The sequence below is a fragment of the Paenibacillus sp. FSL W8-1187 genome (assembly GCF_037965485.1).
Lineage (GTDB): Bacteria > Bacillota > Bacilli > Paenibacillales > Paenibacillaceae > Paenibacillus_O > Paenibacillus_O pasadenensis.
Map to the genome: position 1 here is coordinate 2,405,196 of NZ_CP150181.1, position 17,301 is coordinate 2,422,496.

The window sequence follows — 17,301 nt, forward strand, 5'->3', positions numbered from 1 at the left end:
ATCAGCTTGGATTGGGCAAAGGAACGAAGTTCAGGGCGTTGGAGCTTTCTTCGGCGGCGGTGAGCGCCTCGGCCGGCTTGTCGAAGCCGCCCGAGTTGTACAGCTGAGAGACCGGACGGATGGAGCCGGCGCTGCCGATCTGGAGCACCGAGCTGTTGGCGACGCTGTCGACGCGCAGCTGATGGATCGTGATCGATTGATGGACGGTCAGGTTCATATAATGTTCGCTCCCGACGCCACTTCATTGGTGGAGTTGTCCTGCAGGTCCGGATCCAGCGTATTGGTCGCGCTCAGTCCGTTGTTGGCGTTCGTGAGACCGCCGGTGAGGAAGGAGCCGGAGCCGGCATACGTCTTGGATGTGCTCGACGGAGAGATCTGCACCGTATCCCCGAACTGCACGACGCCGCTGGAGCCGATGCTGACGATGTTGACGAAGCCTACAGCTGCTGGCATGGGATTCACCTCGTATCGGTATCGGAAAGATAGGCGAGCCGCAGCCACGCCCGGGCTGCCGCCTATATCCCCACTATATGCGGCATTCGCCCAAATGTTCCAAAAGGCGGGCCGTCCCGGCGAAAGCTGTCACGGCATGACGGCTCCGTGCATAGCGTAGGCATGAGGAGGCGAATGCCCATGGGCGAGAGATTCGAGCGGCTGCAGGATTGGCTGTCCAGGCAGCAGCTCCCGAGAGGATTTGAGATGATGAAGGATCCGGAATGGGTGGCGCGGTTCGTCAAAGGCATGATGGAAAGCGCGATGAGCGGCAATCCGAGCGCCGGTCTGTCGGGACTGCAGGAAGCGGCGGCCGAGCCGGAGGCGCGGGAGAAGGAGTTCCAGGCGGCGATCTCCTCGATCGAAGCCCAGTGGAGCGAGAGCCGCGACTATCTCGTGCTCAAGCTGCCGATGAACGGCGATCCGGACTGGGATACGCTGCGCGTGATGGCCAAGGAGGAGCGTCTCAAGCTGGAAGGACTTCCCGGACGCAAGCCGCAGGTGCTGAAGCTGCCTTCGCCGATCCTGCCGCGTTCGACGCGGGCGGTGCTGCGGGGAGGCGTGCTGCGCATCCGGATGAAAAAGAAGCCGGTGAGCCGCTATATCACCATTTCGGTCGAAGAGGGCATGGATTGAGTCCGCTCGTCAAGCCGGTCGAGCCGAGCGGCAGCGTAAAGCCGGTCGAGCGATGTCGGCCGCGCATGCCGCGGCGGCATGCCGGCCGCCTCGCGAGCGGCCCGGTCCGCTCGGGCGCACAGCGCCTAGCGGATCGGGCGGCACGGGCCTAGCGGCCCGGCCCGGATGCGGGTTGCGTTCAGCAAACGCTTCCGATATGATGCTAGAAGGAGATTTCTTTACATAAGGAGTGTCATAGGTGACTGCCGTAGATGTCAGCAACGTGCCGGCGGGCTTGTTCGTGCTCGGCGCCGTCTTCATCCTGCTTATCTTTTCCTTGCTCAGCCTCGGGGTGCTCAAGATGTTCCAGCAGCAGTTCCGCGCAGGCTGGCTCTACTTCGCCGGCAGCGTCATCAGCGCCGTCGTCTTCTATCTGCTGCTGGATATGTGGTATATCTAGCCTGAACGCCGATGGAGCCTCCCGCAGCCGGGCAGGCTCCTCCTTTTATTTCAGCCGAATCGAGGTCGAGTCAGATGTGGCAGTTCATATGGTTCTTTTTCAATCTCGCTTTCGTCGCGATGGTGATCTGGTCGATGTTCATGCACCGCGCCTATGCCGACGCGCTCCATCGCGGAGACGCTCCGGAGCGGCTGCGGCTGCTGCGGCGGCGCAGGCTGCTGACGGCGATCCTGGCCGCGGCGCTTTTCGTCGCCGCCTCCGCCGCGTTCCTGACGAATATGAGACTGAACGGATAACGCAACCCGGGCAGGCAAATTTAGTGGCGAATTGGTGACGGTTCCCGGCCGTCTCGCAACTTTCCGGTGGCAAAGGCGTTTATGCTATCGACATAGGGAAGGCACGGCATCCGGTGCCGTCCGACAACAAAGGAGTCGAAGCATGAAACCGATCAAGTGGCTGCTCGTCGTTGCTCTTATTCTCGTTCCCCTGCTAGGTGGAGCCGCCGCGGACACCGCGACCGCGCGAGCCGCGTCCAATGTGCTCGTGCTTACCAAAAACAGCAAGCAGATGGTGCTGAACGGCACGATTCATATCGGCGCTCAGCCTCTCACCATCCGCGATGGCGTCTCTTACGCCTCGTTCGCCTCGATGGCGGCCCGTTACGGCTATGCCGTCTCCTACGACGCCAAGACGAAGGAATCCATCGCCCGGACGCCGTCCGGCGAGATCCGTTTCCGCATGAACACAAAAGTCGTGAACGCGAACGGCCAGAGCCTGACCGGCCAAGCGGCCGCCTTTTCGCTGAACGGCTCGATGATGGTGCCGATCCGCACCTGGGCGCTGGCGACCGGCAGCCGCGTCTCGGCGGCCGGCGTCAACGTGACGCTCGCCTGGGACACCAAGCCGAGCGCGGCGTTCAGCGTGTACCCGGCCAAGATCTATACCGGCGACCCGGTGACGTACGTAGACCGCTACAGCTCGCCGGAGGGAGCGCCGCTCCTCAATGAGGAATGGATCGGCCGGCAGGAGGTGTTCCTCGATCCCGGCACCTATACGATTACCCGCACCGTCCAGGACGCGACCGGCGCCTGGAGCGATCCGTTCACGCTGACGATTCAGGTGCATGCGCCGAACCAGCCTCCGGTCGCGGATTTCCGCACCGACAAGGACGTCTACCGTCAAGGCGAGCGCATCGAATTTACGAACCTCAGCACGGACGACAATACGAAGGATCTCAAGGAATACTGGATCGGCAAGCAGGAGGTGTTCTTCGAGCCCGGCGAGAAGGCGATCACGCTCGAGGTGACGGACGAGGAGGGCTACGCCTCCAGCGTCACGAAGACGATCCGGATCTCGGACGAGGTGCTTTATACGCGCGAGGAGTACGGCAAGCTGTTCACGGCGATCGGCGACATGTTCCCGGTTGACGGCAAGTCGGTGCTGAACATTCCGACGCTGTCGTACGATTTCCACTCCGAGCCGTCCAAGATGATCCGCAGCAACAGCCCGGAGCTGTGGACCTCCGAGGGCATCGCGTACGACGATCAGTTCCAGGGCGACATCCGGCTGCTGTTCCATAACAAAAACACGACCGGCTATCCGGTGCGCATGTACCTGGTCGCGACGAACGAGGGATACCGCACGGCGACGTTCGGCGTCAAGCATTTCGGTGCCGGCGGACCGGACCAGTACGAGGACAACACCGGCAAGATGTCGACCGTCCGCTATCTGGACTCGCTGCTGAGTCCTCCGACGGTCAAGTACACGACGGTGAAGCCCGGCCAGTCGGTCAAGGTGCTGACGGAGATCTCGACGCTCATCAAGCCGAACTTGATCTATTCCGCCTATGCGGACGTCACCTCGGACCAGACGCTGCGCTTCCGCGTCGTCGTCGTCGCCGACGGCAAGGACCCGATCAAGGAGCTGAGCCGCCTGCAGCTCATGCCGGCCGACGGCAAGCATACGCGCGGCTCGTTCAACAACGCTACGCGTGAGATCGACATCCCGGGCGTGCTCGGCGGCAAGGCGGAGCGCATCGTGCTCGGCGACAACAAGCTCGATCCGTATCTGGACGGCTACGACAATACGGACGGCTCGCTGCAGCTCAACCGCGGCAATTTCGGCGTGCTGTACAAGATGAACATCCAGCTCGCTCCGCGCACGCTCGTCGCGCTCAACCCGCGCGGCGGCCTGTATACGGGCGCCTTCATCGTCAACGGCAGCCTCGTGCCGGTGCCGCGCAGCGGCTGGCTGCGCTCGCAGGACGAAGCGATGGTGCTTTATCGCTCGGGCAACTATCGCGAGACGCTGAACCTGACGTACCTGATCGCGTCGGGCAGCAACCTGCCGATCACGATGATCTTCCAGCCGCTCCCGGCGGAGAAGAGCTAGCTAGTCGATTGAATGGGGAGAGCCTGTAATGGGGAGAGCCTGTTTCTCAAGGTCCAGCGGACCTGGGGAGCAGGCTCTTTTTGCTTGCGCGAGTGGGGCTTGCAATAGGACAAGGAATCCGCTGCGCGAGCCGAGCCTTTCTCCGCGGAAGCCGGAGAAGCAGGCTATGTTCGACAAGAAGTCCGCTGCGCGAGCCGAGCCTTTCTCGGCAGAAGCCGGAGAAGCAGGGCATGCTCGACAAGGAACCCGCTGCGCGAGCCGAGCCTTTCTCGGCAGAAGCCGGAGAAGCAGGCCATGTTCGACAAGGAACCCGCTGCGCGAGCCGAGCCTTTCTCGGCAGAAGCCGGAGAAGCAGGCCATGTATGACAAGGAACCCGCTGCGCGAGCCGAGCCTTTCTCCGATTCCACTGGAAGCCGGATGGCTTGATCCCCTGACCTCCTATGCGGAGGCCATCCGTCTTCCAAGAGGACCGCTGCCGCTTCTCCGAAAGGCATCGTCTCGCTCTGCTTCGCCTTGTCCAAGCACTTCTCCATCCCCTTTTTATTTGGGGAGAATCGTCTCCTGCATACCCGGGAGACGGCAGAACAGCTCTCCTCCCCGGTCCAGAAGAGTCGGAGCCGACGTTCCAACGTGCGCTCGTTCGAGTATGAATTTGCTTGATAGCTTAATAGATGGTCGGCGGTACGGAGTTGAGGGATAAGTCGAAAAAACCGAGTTACATGGCGGTTGGAGGCACGGAGCTGAGGGATTAAGTCGAAAAAATCGAGTTACTTGATTCGTGCTGTCAGGCCAAACGGGGGGAGTTACGCGGAAAAACCGAGTAACTCGGGTAGTCAGGAGGCGAAACGGGGGGAGTTGCGCGGAAAAACCGAGTAACTCGGGTCGGCGGAGGCCAAACGGGGAAAGTTGCGCGGAGAAACCGAGTAACTCGGGTAGGCGGAGGCCAAACGGGCAGAGTGGCGCGAAACCAGGCAGCGTGCAGAACCCTCTCCCACGAAAAAGAGACGGGTCCACGCCCTTGGGGCGTAGACCCGTCTCTTTGCCATGCGGAGCGCTAGCTGCGTTTCGATCGATCTTGACCAAAGCCATGCGCCCCTCGCCGCGCGGGCGGTTCCAGCTTGCCGTACCGCCGCGCGAAGCGATTCGGCCGCGGTTGCTTCCTCAGCCCTGGTCCTCGGCCGGGCCGCCGGCGAAGTCCGGCACGGAGACGCTCACCTCGGCGCGCTGCTCGGCGGAACGGAGCACGCCGTCGATGATCGCCTGCTGGATGAGGATCTGCTCGCCGGGAATCGGCGCGCCTCGTCCTTCCCGGATGGCGTCGACGAAGTCGCGGACTTTTTCGCGGAACAGATCGATGGCATGCTCGACGAGCGGCACCTGCGTCATCGTCTGGCCGCCCATGAAGTCATGGAACATCTGGATGCTGCCGACCTTGCCGTCCCAGACGCCGGACCAGTTGCCCTGGCCGAACGGCGTGATCTTCAGCCCGGCGTCGGTGCCGAGGAAGTTGGTCGTGCCGAGCGAGTCGAGATGCATCGCCCAGCTGATTTTGAAATGCAGCGTCAGATCGCCCTCGAAGCGGATGAGCGCCGTGCCGAAGTCCTCGACGTCGAAGCGGTCCGCCTCCGGATGATAGACCGGATTGCGGCCGAAATGGTTGAACGTGCTCGCCGACACGGTCAGCGGCTTCGGATAGTCGAGCGCGTTCAGCGCCAGGTCGAGCGAGTAGCAGCCGATGTCGGCCATCGCGCCGGCGCCGGCCAGCTCCTTGCGGATGAACGTGCCTCCCGGCATGCCGCGGCGGCGTCCGCCGCCGGTCTCGACGTAATACACCTTGCCGAGCTTGCCGGAGCGGACGATGTCCTGGATCAGCTTCATGTTCGGATCATAGCGCGGCTGGAAGCCGATCGTCAGCATGCGTCCGCTGCGGCGCGAAGCCCGGACCATGTCCAGCCCCTCGTCGAGGGTGACGGACATCGGCTTCTCCAGCAGCACATGCTTGCCGGCCTCCAGAGAGTCGACGGTCGGCTGCCGGTGGGCGGAGTTCGGCGTGCAGACGCTGACGCCGTCAAGATCGAGCTGCAGCAGCTCGCGATAGTCGTCGAAGGCGAGCGTGCCGCTCAGGCCGTGGCGCTCGACGAATTCGGCGGCCTTGCCGGGGATGGCGTCGGCTACCGCTGCGATCTCCACGCCGGGAATGGTTTTGTAGGCGGCGGCATGCATGCCGGCGATGCCGCCGCTGCCGATGATGCCGATGCGGATGGTGGTTGTCGTCATAGGGATATCTTTCCCTCCTCGTGGATATGCTGCCAGCCGGGCAGGCTGCGGGAGTGCTCGCGGTAGCGGCTTGGCGTCATGCCGAAGCGCCTGCGGAACACATAATGAAGGTAGTTGCCGCTCTGGAAGCCGGTATCGGCCGCGATCCGCTCGATCGAGACGCTGTCCTCGGCGAGCGACGCGCAGACGCGCTCGAGCCGGCAGCGCTCGACGTACTCGCTGAACGAGGTGCCGCCCTGCTCCTTCATGATGCGCTGCAGCTGGCGGCTGCTGACATGGATGCGCTCGGCGACTTCCTTGAGCGTGATCGGCCGCGCGTAGTTGTCGCGGATGAACTGCGTCACCCGCTGATAGCGGTAGCTCGCCATGTCACGCTCGGGCTGCCGGACGGCGGGCTGGCTGTCGAGCGCGGCGCGGGAAGCCCGCAGCAGAATCTGGATGACGGCTTGCTTGACGGTCGTCGCCCAGCCGGGCGCCCCTTCGGCGACCGCCTGATAGGCCGCGAGGAACCACGGCATCGCCTTGCAGCGGTCTGCCATCGGTATGGCGCCTAGCCGGTCGAGCGCCTCGACGCAGTTGCGCGCTTCCTCGGCTTCCCACGGCTCCTCGCCTTCCGGCGCAGGGCCGTACTCAGGCTGGATGTCGATATGAAGGCAGAGCTCCTGCATGCCGCCGCCTGGCCCGGCCAGCTGCTGATGGACGACGCCCGGGCCGGTCAGATAGAACATGCCCTCGGAGAAGGCGTGTTCACTGTCCTCGAGCGCCAGCATGCCGCTGCCGCCGGCGATGAAGTGGAACTCGTATTCGGAATGCTTATGGAAGCGGATGAGATGATGCTCCGGAAAAGGGGCGAGATGGAAATGAAGCACGCGCAGCCGATACCCGCCCCAGCGGAAGCCCAGCTCCAGCCGGTCAAGGCTGTCCTGCTTCTCCAGCATGACGGCATAGGGCTTGGCCAGCGTCCTCATCCCCGTGCGGGCAGCTCGGAGATCGCGACGCGCCGTCCTTCGGCCGCCGAACGGTTCGCCGCTTCCATGAGCCGCGTCAGATCGGACGCCAGCGCGATGTTCTCCTCGGCTTCCGTGCCGTTTTGGATATGGCCGACCCATTGGCTGAACGCGTTCGGAAGCCGCTCGGGCAGCGGCAGCTCGCTCCAGCCTTCGCCTTCAAGCTTGGTGCTGCGGACGAGCAGCCGCTCGTCCGGCGTGCCGAACAGCAGCGCGCCTTCCGTGCCGAACAGCTCGATCTGGAACGGCGAGTGGCGGCTCGCGAAGCCCGCTTCGACGACGCCGACCGCGCCGTCCGGCCAGGACAGGAGCGCGACGGCATTGTCCTCGACCTGACGCTCGGTGACATAGCCGTAAGCGGCTGTGACGCTCTCGGGCATCGAGCCTGCGAACAGGCGGGTCAGATACATCGGATGGCAGCCGAGGTCGATCAGCGCGCCGCCCGCCGTCTCTTCCGGCGCATAGAAATGCTCCGGGAGCCAGTTCGCGAGCGAGCCGTCATGAGCGAGCCGAACGCGGATCTCGGTCAGCTGGCCGAGCAGGCCGCGGGAAAGAACATCGCGAACCGCGACCGTATACGGATCGTTCAGTCTCGGCAGCGAGACGGTCAGCTTGACGCCCGCCGTGCGCACGGCGTCGAGAATATCGTTCAGCTCGGCCGTCGTCGGCGCGACGACCTTTTCGGTGAAGATATGCTTGCCGGCGCGCGCGGCCTTCACCATGATGTCGCGATGCATCGTCGTCGGCGCGTCGACGATGACGCCGTCGATGCCGGGCGACGCCAGCAAGGCGTCCAGGTCGGCATGGAACGGCACGCCGAGCTTGGCCGCCGCCTCCTCGCCGCGGGATGGAATCTCGTCCCATACGGCCACGATTTCCGTATCGGGATGCTCCTGGGCATAACCGGTATACTCCCAGGCATGGACATGCCAGTAGCTGAGCTTGGCTAGACGGATTTTCATCGGTTCACGAACTCCTCTCGAGATGGGCATAACTATGATAATACGACATGCCTCCAAGGTATCATAGAAGAAACCGTCTTCATAGTGCGCGAATCGGACATAAAAGCTTCGATATCGCGCCAAGCGATTCGGTTGCATTTGCATAAGCGCTCCTTCACAATAGGAGGAAGCACAAGCATTTCATAGGAAGGGGGAGCAGGGAGTGGGGATGAAACGCGTCGTGCAGGCGCCGGTCCATGTGTATCGCAAGGTCATTTCGCCGCTCAAGCCGCCGACCTGCCGCTTTTATCCGACCTGCTCGGCCTACGCGCTCGAAGCGATCGAGAAGCATGGCGCAGCCAAAGGCTCCTGGCTGGCGGCGAGGCGCATCCTGCGCTGCCACCCGTTCCATCCGGGAGGCTACGATCCGGTGCCGTAGCTTCCTTGACAGGTCTGGCCGCCATTCGGTATCATTACCGTACCATATCGAATTTCCAATGATGGGAAGAGTAGTTCCGCAGCCTCCGCTCTCAGAGAGCCGGGCTCGACGGTGCAAGCCGGCCGGAGGAGCGGGATGAAGATGGCCCCGGAGGAATCCGCTCCGATCGCTCCGCCTAGCCGGCGGAAGCGCCAGGCGCGGACGTCAGGCCGACGTTACCGGTCCCCGTCGCCTCCAGCTCGGAGGCGGCGCACGAAGCCTTCCCCGCAGCCGGCATCCGGCCCCGCGGCGAAGGGAATTTGGGTGGTACCACGAAGCGCTCCCGCTCTCGTCCCATGGCGGACGGGGGCTTTTTGTTTTTTTTCAAAAGAAAATCCGGAGGGATTCCCATGTCCAGCGAGACCAAATCGTTCTATATCACGACTCCGATCTACTATCCGAGCGGCAAGCTGCATATCGGCCACGCCTACTGCACGCTGGCCGGCGACGCGATGGCGCGCTACAAGCGCGCGCGCGGCTACGACGTCTGGTACCTGACCGGCACCGACGAGCACGGCCAGAAGATCGAGCGCTCCGCCAAGGAAGAAGGCCTCACGCCGATCCAGTTCCTCGACCGCAACGTCTCGGAGATCCAGAAGCTGTGGGCGAAGCTCGAGATCAGCCACGACGACTTCATCCGCACGACGGAGGAGCGCCACAAGCTGTCCGCGCAGAAGATCTTCAAGCAGCTGCTGGATCAGGGCGACATCTACAAAGGAACGTACGAGGGCTGGTACTGCACGCCATGCGAGTCGTTCTTCACGGAGCGCCAGCTCGAGAACGGCAACTGTCCCGACTGCGGCCGCCCGGTCGAGCTGGTCAAGGAGGAGAGCTATTTCTTCCGCATGAGCAAGTACGCCGACCGGCTGCTGAGCTACTATGAGGAGCATCCGGAATTCATCCAGCCGGAGTCGCGCAAAAACGAGATGATCAACAACTTCATCAAGCCGGGGCTCGAGGATCTGGCCGTATCGCGCGCGACGTTCGACTGGGGCATCCAGGTGCCGAACGACCCGGAGCATGTCATCTATGTATGGATCGACGCGCTCTCCAACTACATCACCGCGCTCGGCTACGGCTCGGACGACGAGTCGGCCTACCGCAAGTTCTGGCCGGCGGACGTGCATCTCGTCGGCAAGGAGATCGTGCGCTTCCATACGATCTATTGGCCGATCATGCTGATGGCGCTCGACCTGCCGCTGCCCAAAAAGGTGTTCGGCCACGGCTGGTGGCTCGTCAAGGAAGGCAAGATGTCCAAGTCCAAAGGCAATGTCATCGACCCGGTCGTGCTGCTTGACCGCTACGGACTGGACGCGCTGCGCTACTTCCTGCTGCGCGAGGTGCCGTTCGGCTCGGACGGCACGTTCACGCCGGAAGGCTTCGTCGAGCGGCTGAACTTCGATCTCGCCAACGACCTCGGCAATCTGCTGAACCGGACGGTCGCGATGATCGACAAATACTTCGGCGGCGAGATTCCGGCCTATGCCGGCAAGGTCACGCCGTTCGATGAGGCGCTGGAGAAGCAGGCGGCCGATTCCATCGCCGCCGTCGAGGAAGCGATGGAGTCGATGCAGTTCTCCGTCGCGCTCTCGGCCATCTGGCAGCTCGTCAGCCGCACGAACAAATACATCGACGAGACGCAGCCGTGGGTGCTCGCCAAGGACGAGGCGCGCCGCGCCGAGCTCGCCTCCGCGATGCATCATCTGGCCGAGTCGCTGCGCATCGTCTCCGTGCTGCTGACGCCGTTCATGTCCCGCGCGCCGAGGGAGATCCGCGTCCAGCTCGGCGTCGAGGAAGGCCCGCTCGCCTCATGGGACAGCGCGCGCGAGTTCGGCTCCTTGCCGGGCGGCACGCGCGTCGCCAAGGGCAGCCCGCTGTTCCCGCGCCTCGATGCCGAGGAAGAGATCGCCTACATCGTGAGCGCGATCTCCGGCGGCTCCAAGCCGGCCGAGGCTCCAGCAGCCGAAGCCGCGGTATCGGCAGCGGCGCTGCCTGCGGCCGCCGAGCCGGTGGAGGCGCCGGAGCTCAAGGAGGAGATCGGCATCGACGACTTCGCCAAGGTGGAGCTGCGCGTCGCCCAGGTCATCGCCGCCGAGCCGGTGCCGAAGGCCGACAAGCTGCTCAAGCTGCAGCTCGACCTCGGCTTCGAGCAGCGTCAGGTCGTCTCCGGCATCGCCAAGTTCTACAAGCCGGAGGAGCTCGTCGGGCGCAAAGTCATCTGCGTGACGAACCTCAAGCCGGTCAAGCTTAGAGGAGAGCTTTCGCGCGGCATGATTTTGGCCGCTTCGCAGGGCGATCAGCTGACGCTGGCGACGGTGCCGGACTCGATGCCGAACGGCGCGGTCGTGAAGTAAGGCCAGGCTTCCACTCGCATCACCGAAAGGGGAATTGCCCCAGCCATGTCCAGCATCAATATCGGCCTGGCGTTCATCGGCGGGATCGCATCGTTCATCTCGCCGTGCTGCCTGCCGCTCTATCCTTCGTATCTTTCCTATATTACGGGCATCTCGGTCGCCGATCTGAAAAGCGAAAAGCCGGGAGCGGAAGTGCGGCGGCGGACAATGAGCCACACGCTGTTCTTCATCCTCGGCTTCTCGGTCGTCTATTACACGCTCGGCTACAGCACGAACAAGTTCGCGGAGCTGTTCTCCGACTATCAGGACCTGATCCGGATGCTGTCGGCGATCCTCATCATGCTGATGGGCCTGTTCCTGCTTGGCTTGTTCCAGCCGAGGGCGCTCATGCGCGATTTCAAGCTGCCGGTCAAAAGAGGCTCGGGCTACCTCGGCTCCTTCATCTTCGGCATCGGCTTCTCGGCGGGCTGGTCGCCCTGCATCGGACCGATCCTGGCGGGCATCCTGGCGCTCGCCGCGTCGGATCCCGGCACCTGGTTCAGCCTGACGACCGCCTACGCGCTCGGCTTCGCCATTCCGTTTTTCCTGCTGGCGTTCTTCATCGGCTCCGCCCGCTGGATCCTCAAGTATTCGTCGCTGCTAATGAAGCTCGGCGGCGGGCTGATGCTCGTCATGGGGGTGCTGCTGTTCACCGACCGCATGTACATCATTACGGTCTATCTGAACAGCATCACGCCGGACTGGCTCAAGTTCTAGAACATCGCTGTCTCAGGTGAAGTAATCGATCGTCGCCTGGGGGAAGCGGTCAAAGATGCGCTCCGAGATGAACATCCGGAGCGCATCTGCTTGTTCATCGGGATAAACATACTTGCCCTGTCCCCAGCGGCCCCATTTGTACTTGCGCTTTTCGATGTCCATCTCAAGCTTCGTCTTCGGGTAGCGCTTTTCAATCGTATTTTTTGCCGTTTTCGTAAAGCGGTGCTGAATCAGCTCGAACGTCAGATCGGGCACTCCAGACGGCAGCGCCTTGGCGAGCCTGTCCAGCAGCTCGGCATAGCCTTCCTCCCAGCCGTCATGCCAGATGATCGGCGCGATCAGGAAGCCGATCGGATAGCCGGCGCGGGCGACCTTCCCGGCTGCTTCGATCCGCTGCTCGAAGCTGGAGGTCGCCGGCTCGAAGTTCTTGATGACATAGCGGGCGTTGACGCTGAAGCGGATGCGCGTATGGCCGTTATGCCGCAGTCCGAGCAGAGAGTCGACATGGTGGAACTTGGTGACGAACCGCAGCCGCCCGAGCTCCTGGTCCGCCATGAACTCGATCAGCTCGGCGAGCGAGCCGCTGATCGGCTCGAGTCCGACCGGATCGGACGTGCAGGCCGCCTCGAAACGGGTGATCTGCGGCGCCCGCTCCGCGATATAGCCGCGCGCCGCGTCCATGATCTCCTCGGTATTGACGTAGACGCGCACATACGGCTTGGCGCCGAGCGTCGTCTGCAGGTAGCAGTAATGGCAATGGGCCATGCAGCCGGTGGCGATCGGAATGGCATATTCAGCGGACGGCTTCGACGTATCGAACTTCAGCGTCTTGCGCAGGCCGACGACAAGCGTGCGCTTGGCGATCCGGTATTTCTCCAGCTCCGACTCGCCGGGCAGATCGGTGATCCGGTTGTGCGAGGTCGTCATGCGGACGGGCAGTCCTTGCTGGACCGCCCATTCGTGGATCCGCTTGCCCTTCGGATAGCTCAGCGCATCCGGCTCAAAATAGACCAGCTCCGGCACGAACGATTCGAGCCTGGCGGGGGGTCTTTCCATCGTGGTGCTCAAGGTCGGCGGCCTCCTTGCTCGATCGGGATGGGAGAACGGAAAACAAGCTTATTTTGACCGCTGCGGAGCGCCGGCAATCCGGTACATTCAGGAGAGGGGCAAGTTGCGAGGGCGATTCTTTACGTTGTATGATACTAAGGAGCATGGCAGTCACCCTGCGCAGGTGTACGGCCGGTTAGGAGGGGTCGCATGCCTACACCGAGCATGGAGGATTATTTGGAACGGATCTACAAGCTGATCGAGGAGAAAGGATACGCCCGCGTCTCCGACATCGCGGAGGGGCTGGAGGTCCATCCCTCGTCCGTCACCAAGATGATCCAGAAGCTGGACAAAGACCAATACCTCATTTATGAGAAGTATCGGGGACTCGTTTTGACCAGCAAAGGCAAAAAAATGGGCAAGCGCCTTGTCGAGCGCCATCATCTGCTCGAGGAGTTCCTGGAGCTGATCGGCGTGCAGGAGGAGAACATCTATCGCGACGTCGAAGGGATCGAGCATCATCTGAGCTGGGATTCGATCACCTGCATCGAGACGCTCGTCGAATATTTCCGCCGCGACAGCGAGCGGCTCGAATCGCTCCGCGGACTGCGCGGCGAGCTTGAAGCGGATAGCTGAGCGCGGCTGTGGAGCCGGAGAGCGGGAGGAAGCGCCTACCCGGCAGGCGCTTCCTCCTGTTTGCACGGGACAGCCGCCGCTTCCTTGCCAAAAAAAGAAGCGCCCCGACTGGGGCGCTTCTTTTTTGTTTCCCGTGCCATTCGGCATCAGTGATATTTGGGCATGCCGTCCTCGTCCTTGCCGCCTTCGATGACGCGGAACGGGGAAGCCTTGCGCGAACGCGGCTTGGCCGCGGCAGCCTGGCGAGGCTTGCCGGCGGAAGAAGCAGCGGCCGCGCGGCCTGGCTTGACGCGGGGCCGCGCGGCGCGGCTCGCCCGCCCGGCTGGGCTCAGCCGGTACAGGCCGAAGATCAGCGCCAGCACGACAAGCGGCAGCAGGGCGGTAAAGTTGCGGCTCAACACCATTTGAACCAGGCCGATGAGGGCTAGGAAAGCCAGCACGGCCATCCAGATCGTCGCCGTTCTACGCTTCACGTTCATTCCGCCTTTCGCGATAGGGTGGATATTATACGGCTGCGCCGGCCGGCTGGGGCTCGTTGACCTGCTGCTCAAGCTCGCGCATCCGCTTGAACGAAGCGATGGAGACCGCCACCTGGTCGTCGGTCGGCTCCTTGGTCGTCAGCAGCTGCAGCCAGAGGCCCGGATAGCCGAGGAAGCGGAGCACCGGCACCTCGCGCAGCGAGTTGGTGAAGCGCAGCACCTCGTAGGAGACGCCGAGCACGACCGGGAGCAGCAGCAGCCGGATGTAGACCCGCTCCCATAGCGTATCCCAAGTGAAGAAAGAATAGACGATGACGCCGACGAGCACCGAGAAAATGATGAAGCTGCTGCCGCAGCGGTAATGGAGACGCGTGCGGCGCTGCACGTTCTCGACGGTGAGCTCGTCTCCGTGCTCGTAGGCGGTGATGACCTTATGCTCGGCGCCATGGTATTGGAACAGCCGCTTGATCATCGGCGTGAGCGAGAGCAAGTACAGATAAGCGAGCAGGAACAGGATCTTGATCGCGCCCTCGAGCAGGTTGTGGATGACGATGTTCCCGAACCGGCCTTGAAAAAGCAGGTCCTCGACGATCGCCGGCACGGCAGTGAACACGACCTTGCCGAGGATGAAGCTGATGACGCCGGCGACGGCGACGCCGAACACCATGGCGAGGCTCCAGCCTTCCTTCTTTTCCGGCTTGGGCTTGGAGGAATCGGCAGCGGACGCCTCGTCCTTTTCCTCGTTGTCCTCGGCATAGGCTTCCATCGAGAAGTTCAGATGCTGCGAGCCTCTCGCGCTTGACTCGAGGATGCCGATGACGCCGCGCACGAACGGCACTTTCTTGAGCGGCTGATACCACGGCTTCTTGCGGCTGGCGGGCACTTCATAGTAGGCGATCTCGTCATTCTTGCGCCGGACGGCGGTGACGTTGACGTTGCGTCCGCCGAACATGACGCCCTCGATCACCGCTTGTCCGCCGTAGATGGATGTAGTTGGTTCTGGCAACGAAGCTCACCTTCCTCTAGGTCTCGGACGGCCGCGAAGGCCGCCTGCTTGGCATGCTTCTATTGTACTTGATGGCACCAGCCATTGCCAGCGTGCGATCGCCTCGGCGGCCGCGGTAATCCTGGCGGCATTGGCGCATACTACCTGCGACAACGGTCTAACAAGGAGGAATTATCGACATGAGCGCATCCGCCGCTTCCCGCGAGGCCTCGTCGGCATCGCGCCGCTCCCGCCGCTCCCGCCGCGTCACGAACCCATGGTCGTACTGCGCTTCGCTCGGGTTTTGGGCCGGCCTGTTCTGGGGGACGATCCGCTGGCTGCTTTATACCTTCAAGTTCACCTCCGTGCTGCCGGCCTTTTTGGCCGATCCGTTCTTCCGCCGCTCGTTCCTCGTCACCGGCTGGGGACATGGGACGGGCATCGCGGCGTTCATCGTGTTCTCGATCGTCGCGGCTTATTTGTACAAGCTGCTGCTCGGGCGCTTCCGGGGGCCGTGGGCGGGGTTTTTCTACGGACTGCTCTGGTGGACGCTGCTCTTCCTCGCGTTCGGCCCGTTGCTCGGCATGATGGAGCCGGTCACCCGGATCGGCTGGAATTCCATCTTCACGGAGATCAGCCTGTTCATCGTCTGGGGCATGTTCATCGGCTATTCGATCGCATTTGAATTCAACGACGAAGCCTCCCGCGAGCCTCGCAAGGAGCCGTGAGGCCCTTCTCAACCGCTGCCCGGTTGTGGTAGAATGGCAAGTAGCCTTTTTTTCAACGTCTGGGCATGGGAGGCGCGGAATGATCCGTATTCTCGTATTGAATGGTCCGAACCTCAATATGCTTGGCGTTCGGGAGCCGGGCATCTATGGCTCGGCAACCCTCCAGGACATCGAAGCGATGCTCCGCGGTATCGCCGAGACCGCAGGCGCGGAGCTGGAGTTCCGCCAGTCCAATCATGAGGGCGAGCTGATCGACCTGATCCATGCCGCCCATGGATCGGCCGACGGCATCCTCCTCAATCCCGGAGCGCTCACCCATTACAGCTACGCGCTGCGGGACGCGCTGGGCTCGGTGTCGGTGCCGGCGGTGGAGGTCCATCTGTCGAACATCCACAAGCGGGAAGCGTTCCGGCATGTCTCGGTGACGGCCGCGGCCGCGATCGGACAGATCGCCGGCTTTGGACCGGCGAGCTACTCGCTCGGTCTGACGGCGCTGCTCGACCATCTGAAGGCCGGAGGACAGTAGGCAAGAAGAGCGATCAATAGCTTGAAGGAGGTGGCCGGCACATGGCGCAACGGCTGGACAAGCTTCGCGAGAAGCTGGCAAGTCAAGGGTTGGAGGCGCTTCTCATCGGCAGCGCATACAATCGGCAATACATAAGCGGATTCACGGGATCGGCCGGCTGGGTGCTCGTCGCCGCGGACCGGGCCTGGTTCCTGACCGATTTCCGTTACACGGAGCAGGCGGCGGAGCAGGTCCACGGCTTCGACATCGTCGAGCACGGTCCGGATCCGATCGCTTCGATCGGCGACCTGCTGCGCGGGGCCGGCTTGTCGAAGCTCGGCTTCGAGGAGAACCATACGACGTACGCCCAGTTCGCCAAATGGAGCAAGACGCTGCAGGGCGTCGAGCTCGTACCCGTTCCCGGCCTCGTCGAGGAGCTGCGGATGATCAAGGACGAGGCGGAGCTGGCGGTCATGCAGGAAGCCGCCGACCTCGCCGATCGCGCTTTTTCCTACATCCAAGGTCTGATCAAGCCCGGCATGAAGGAGTCCGACATCGCGCTTGAGCTCGAGGTGTTCCTGCGCTCCGGCGGCGCGGCCTCGTCCTGCTTCGATACGATCGTCGCCTCGGGCGAGCGTTCGGCGCTGCCTCATGGCGTGGCGAGCGACCGCGTCATCGGCAGCAACGAGTTTGTCAAGCTGGACTTCGGCGCGCTCTACCGCGGCTATTGCTCCGACATCACCCGTACGGTCGCCGTCGGCCAGGTGTCGGACAAGCACCGCGAGATCTACGACATCGTGCTCGAGGCGCAGCTGCATGCGCTGGAGCATATCCGTCCCGGCATGACCGGCAAGCAGGCGGACGCGCTGGCGCGCGACGTCATCGCCAAGCACGGTTACGGAGACCGGTTCGGGCACAGCCTTGGCCACGGCCTCGGCATGGAAGTGCATGAGCAGCCGTCCTTGTCCGTCCGCAGCGACATCGTGCTCGTGCCGGGCATGGTCGTCACCGTCGAGCCGGGCATCTACATTCCGGGCTTCGGGGGCGTGCGGATCGAGGACGACATCGTCCTGACAGATGACGGCATCCGCATCCTGACCTCGTCGACCAAGCAGCTCATCACGCTTTAAAACCCATCTTAGGAGGAAT

Annotated in this window: 19 protein-coding genes; 11 read left to right on the plus strand and 8 right to left on the minus strand. The window is 62.9% G+C overall.

The window, feature by feature from the left end:
• Position 1 precedes the first annotated feature (1 nt).
• Positions 2–217 carry a spore germination protein GerPB gene (locus NYE40_RS10215; RefSeq protein ID WP_028599639.1) on the minus strand — a complete coding sequence of 72 codons (216 nt, stop codon included), beginning with the start codon at positions 215–217 and terminating at the stop codon, positions 2–4.
• Positions 214–453 carry a spore germination protein gene (locus tag NYE40_RS10220; RefSeq protein WP_101809001.1) on the minus strand — a complete coding sequence of 80 codons (240 nt, stop codon included), beginning with the start codon at positions 451–453 and terminating at the stop codon, positions 214–216. Before NYE40_RS10220 ends, NYE40_RS10215 begins: the two co-directional genes overlap by 4 nt.
• Before the next feature lie 180 nt (positions 454–633).
• Between NYE40_RS10220 and NYE40_RS10225 the strand changes: the two genes are divergently transcribed.
• The 4 genes from NYE40_RS10225 to NYE40_RS10240 all read left to right on the plus strand — a co-directional run bounded on the left by NYE40_RS10225 (position 634) and on the right by NYE40_RS10240 (position 3,958).
• Positions 634–1,128 (plus strand): Hsp20/alpha crystallin family protein, encoded by a 495-nt coding sequence (locus NYE40_RS10225; RefSeq protein ID WP_028599641.1) that lies wholly within the window; start codon positions 634–636, stop codon positions 1,126–1,128.
• A gap of 238 nt (positions 1,129–1,366) precedes the next feature.
• Positions 1,367–1,567, plus strand: a complete 201-nt coding sequence (locus NYE40_RS10230) for a hypothetical protein (RefSeq protein WP_028599642.1) — start codon at positions 1,367–1,369, stop codon at positions 1,565–1,567.
• 74 nt (positions 1,568–1,641) lie between these two features.
• On the plus strand, positions 1,642–1,863 hold the full coding sequence (locus tag NYE40_RS10235) for a hypothetical protein (protein WP_028599643.1): 222 nt from the start codon (positions 1,642–1,644) through the stop codon (positions 1,861–1,863).
• Between the two features lie 142 nt (positions 1,864–2,005).
• Positions 2,006–3,958 (plus strand): stalk domain-containing protein, encoded by a 1,953-nt coding sequence (locus NYE40_RS10240; protein ID WP_052333406.1) that lies wholly within the window; start codon positions 2,006–2,008, stop codon positions 3,956–3,958.
• A gap of 1,162 nt (positions 3,959–5,120) precedes the next feature.
• Here the strand turns inward: NYE40_RS10240 and NYE40_RS10245 are convergent.
• The 3 genes from NYE40_RS10245 to NYE40_RS10255 are packed head-to-tail and all read right to left on the minus strand — an operon-like array spanning position 5,121 to position 8,205.
• The gene (locus tag NYE40_RS10245; protein WP_153783449.1) at positions 5,121–6,236 is read right to left on the minus strand and encodes a Gfo/Idh/MocA family oxidoreductase; all 1,116 of its coding nucleotides are present in this window, start codon (positions 6,234–6,236) and stop codon (positions 5,121–5,123) included.
• Positions 6,233–7,204, minus strand: a complete 972-nt coding sequence (locus NYE40_RS10250; protein ID WP_339279861.1) for an AraC family transcriptional regulator — start codon at positions 7,202–7,204, stop codon at positions 6,233–6,235. Before NYE40_RS10250 ends, NYE40_RS10245 begins: the two co-directional genes overlap by 4 nt.
• On the minus strand, positions 7,201–8,205 hold the full coding sequence (locus NYE40_RS10255) for a Gfo/Idh/MocA family oxidoreductase (protein WP_339279863.1): 1,005 nt from the start codon (positions 8,203–8,205) through the stop codon (positions 7,201–7,203). Before NYE40_RS10255 ends, NYE40_RS10250 begins: the two co-directional genes overlap by 4 nt.
• Positions 8,206–8,413: 208 nt before the next feature.
• Between NYE40_RS10255 and yidD the strand changes: the two genes are divergently transcribed.
• The 3 genes from yidD to NYE40_RS10270 all read left to right on the plus strand — a co-directional run bounded on the left by yidD (position 8,414) and on the right by NYE40_RS10270 (position 11,772).
• Positions 8,414–8,623: a membrane protein insertion efficiency factor YidD gene (gene yidD, locus NYE40_RS10260; RefSeq protein ID WP_153784714.1), complete on the plus strand. Its 210-nt coding sequence runs from the start codon at positions 8,414–8,416 to the stop codon at positions 8,621–8,623.
• Positions 8,624–9,012: 389 nt separating this feature from the next.
• Positions 9,013–11,016 carry a methionine--tRNA ligase gene (gene metG / locus NYE40_RS10265; protein ID WP_339279864.1) on the plus strand — a complete coding sequence of 668 codons (2,004 nt, stop codon included), beginning with the start codon at positions 9,013–9,015 and terminating at the stop codon, positions 11,014–11,016.
• A gap of 45 nt (positions 11,017–11,061) precedes the next feature.
• Entirely contained in the window at positions 11,062–11,772 is a 711-nt protein-coding gene (locus NYE40_RS10270) for a cytochrome c biogenesis protein CcdA (protein WP_339279865.1), read from the plus strand.
• 12 nt (positions 11,773–11,784) lie between these two features.
• On the opposite strand, the gene splB is transcribed toward NYE40_RS10270, so the two are convergent.
• Positions 11,785–12,828: a spore photoproduct lyase gene (splB, locus tag NYE40_RS10275; RefSeq protein ID WP_339280042.1), complete on the minus strand. Its 1,044-nt coding sequence runs from the start codon at positions 12,826–12,828 to the stop codon at positions 11,785–11,787.
• Between the two features lie 201 nt (positions 12,829–13,029).
• Between splB and mntR the strand changes: the two genes are divergently transcribed.
• Positions 13,030–13,455: a transcriptional regulator MntR gene (gene mntR, locus NYE40_RS10280; RefSeq protein WP_028599874.1), complete on the plus strand. Its 426-nt coding sequence runs from the start codon at positions 13,030–13,032 to the stop codon at positions 13,453–13,455.
• A 146-nt stretch (positions 13,456–13,601) separates the two neighbouring features.
• On the opposite strand, the gene NYE40_RS10285 is transcribed toward mntR, so the two are convergent.
• Together NYE40_RS10285 and NYE40_RS10290 are read right to left on the minus strand one after the other, a co-directional pair.
• Positions 13,602–13,928, minus strand: a complete 327-nt coding sequence (locus tag NYE40_RS10285) for a hypothetical protein (protein WP_153783450.1) — start codon at positions 13,926–13,928, stop codon at positions 13,602–13,604.
• A gap of 31 nt (positions 13,929–13,959) precedes the next feature.
• A complete protein-coding gene (locus NYE40_RS10290) occupies positions 13,960–14,940 on the minus strand; it encodes a DUF1385 domain-containing protein (RefSeq protein ID WP_153783451.1) in 981 nt (326 codons plus the stop codon).
• Positions 14,941–15,119: 179 nt separating this feature from the next.
• Between NYE40_RS10290 and NYE40_RS10295 the strand changes: the two genes are divergently transcribed.
• The 3 genes from NYE40_RS10295 (at position 15,120) to NYE40_RS10305 (ending at position 17,282) form a co-directional block, all read left to right on the plus strand.
• Positions 15,120–15,647, plus strand: coding sequence for a YqhR family membrane protein (locus NYE40_RS10295; RefSeq protein ID WP_153783452.1), 528 nt, complete (start codon positions 15,120–15,122; stop codon positions 15,645–15,647).
• Between the two features lie 79 nt (positions 15,648–15,726).
• On the plus strand, positions 15,727–16,173 hold the full coding sequence (aroQ, locus tag NYE40_RS10300; protein WP_028599871.1) for a type II 3-dehydroquinate dehydratase: 447 nt from the start codon (positions 15,727–15,729) through the stop codon (positions 16,171–16,173).
• 41 nt (positions 16,174–16,214) lie between these two features.
• A complete protein-coding gene (locus NYE40_RS10305; protein ID WP_028599870.1) occupies positions 16,215–17,282 on the plus strand; it encodes a Xaa-Pro peptidase family protein in 1,068 nt (355 codons plus the stop codon).
• The last annotated feature ends 19 nt before the right edge of the window (positions 17,283–17,301 follow it).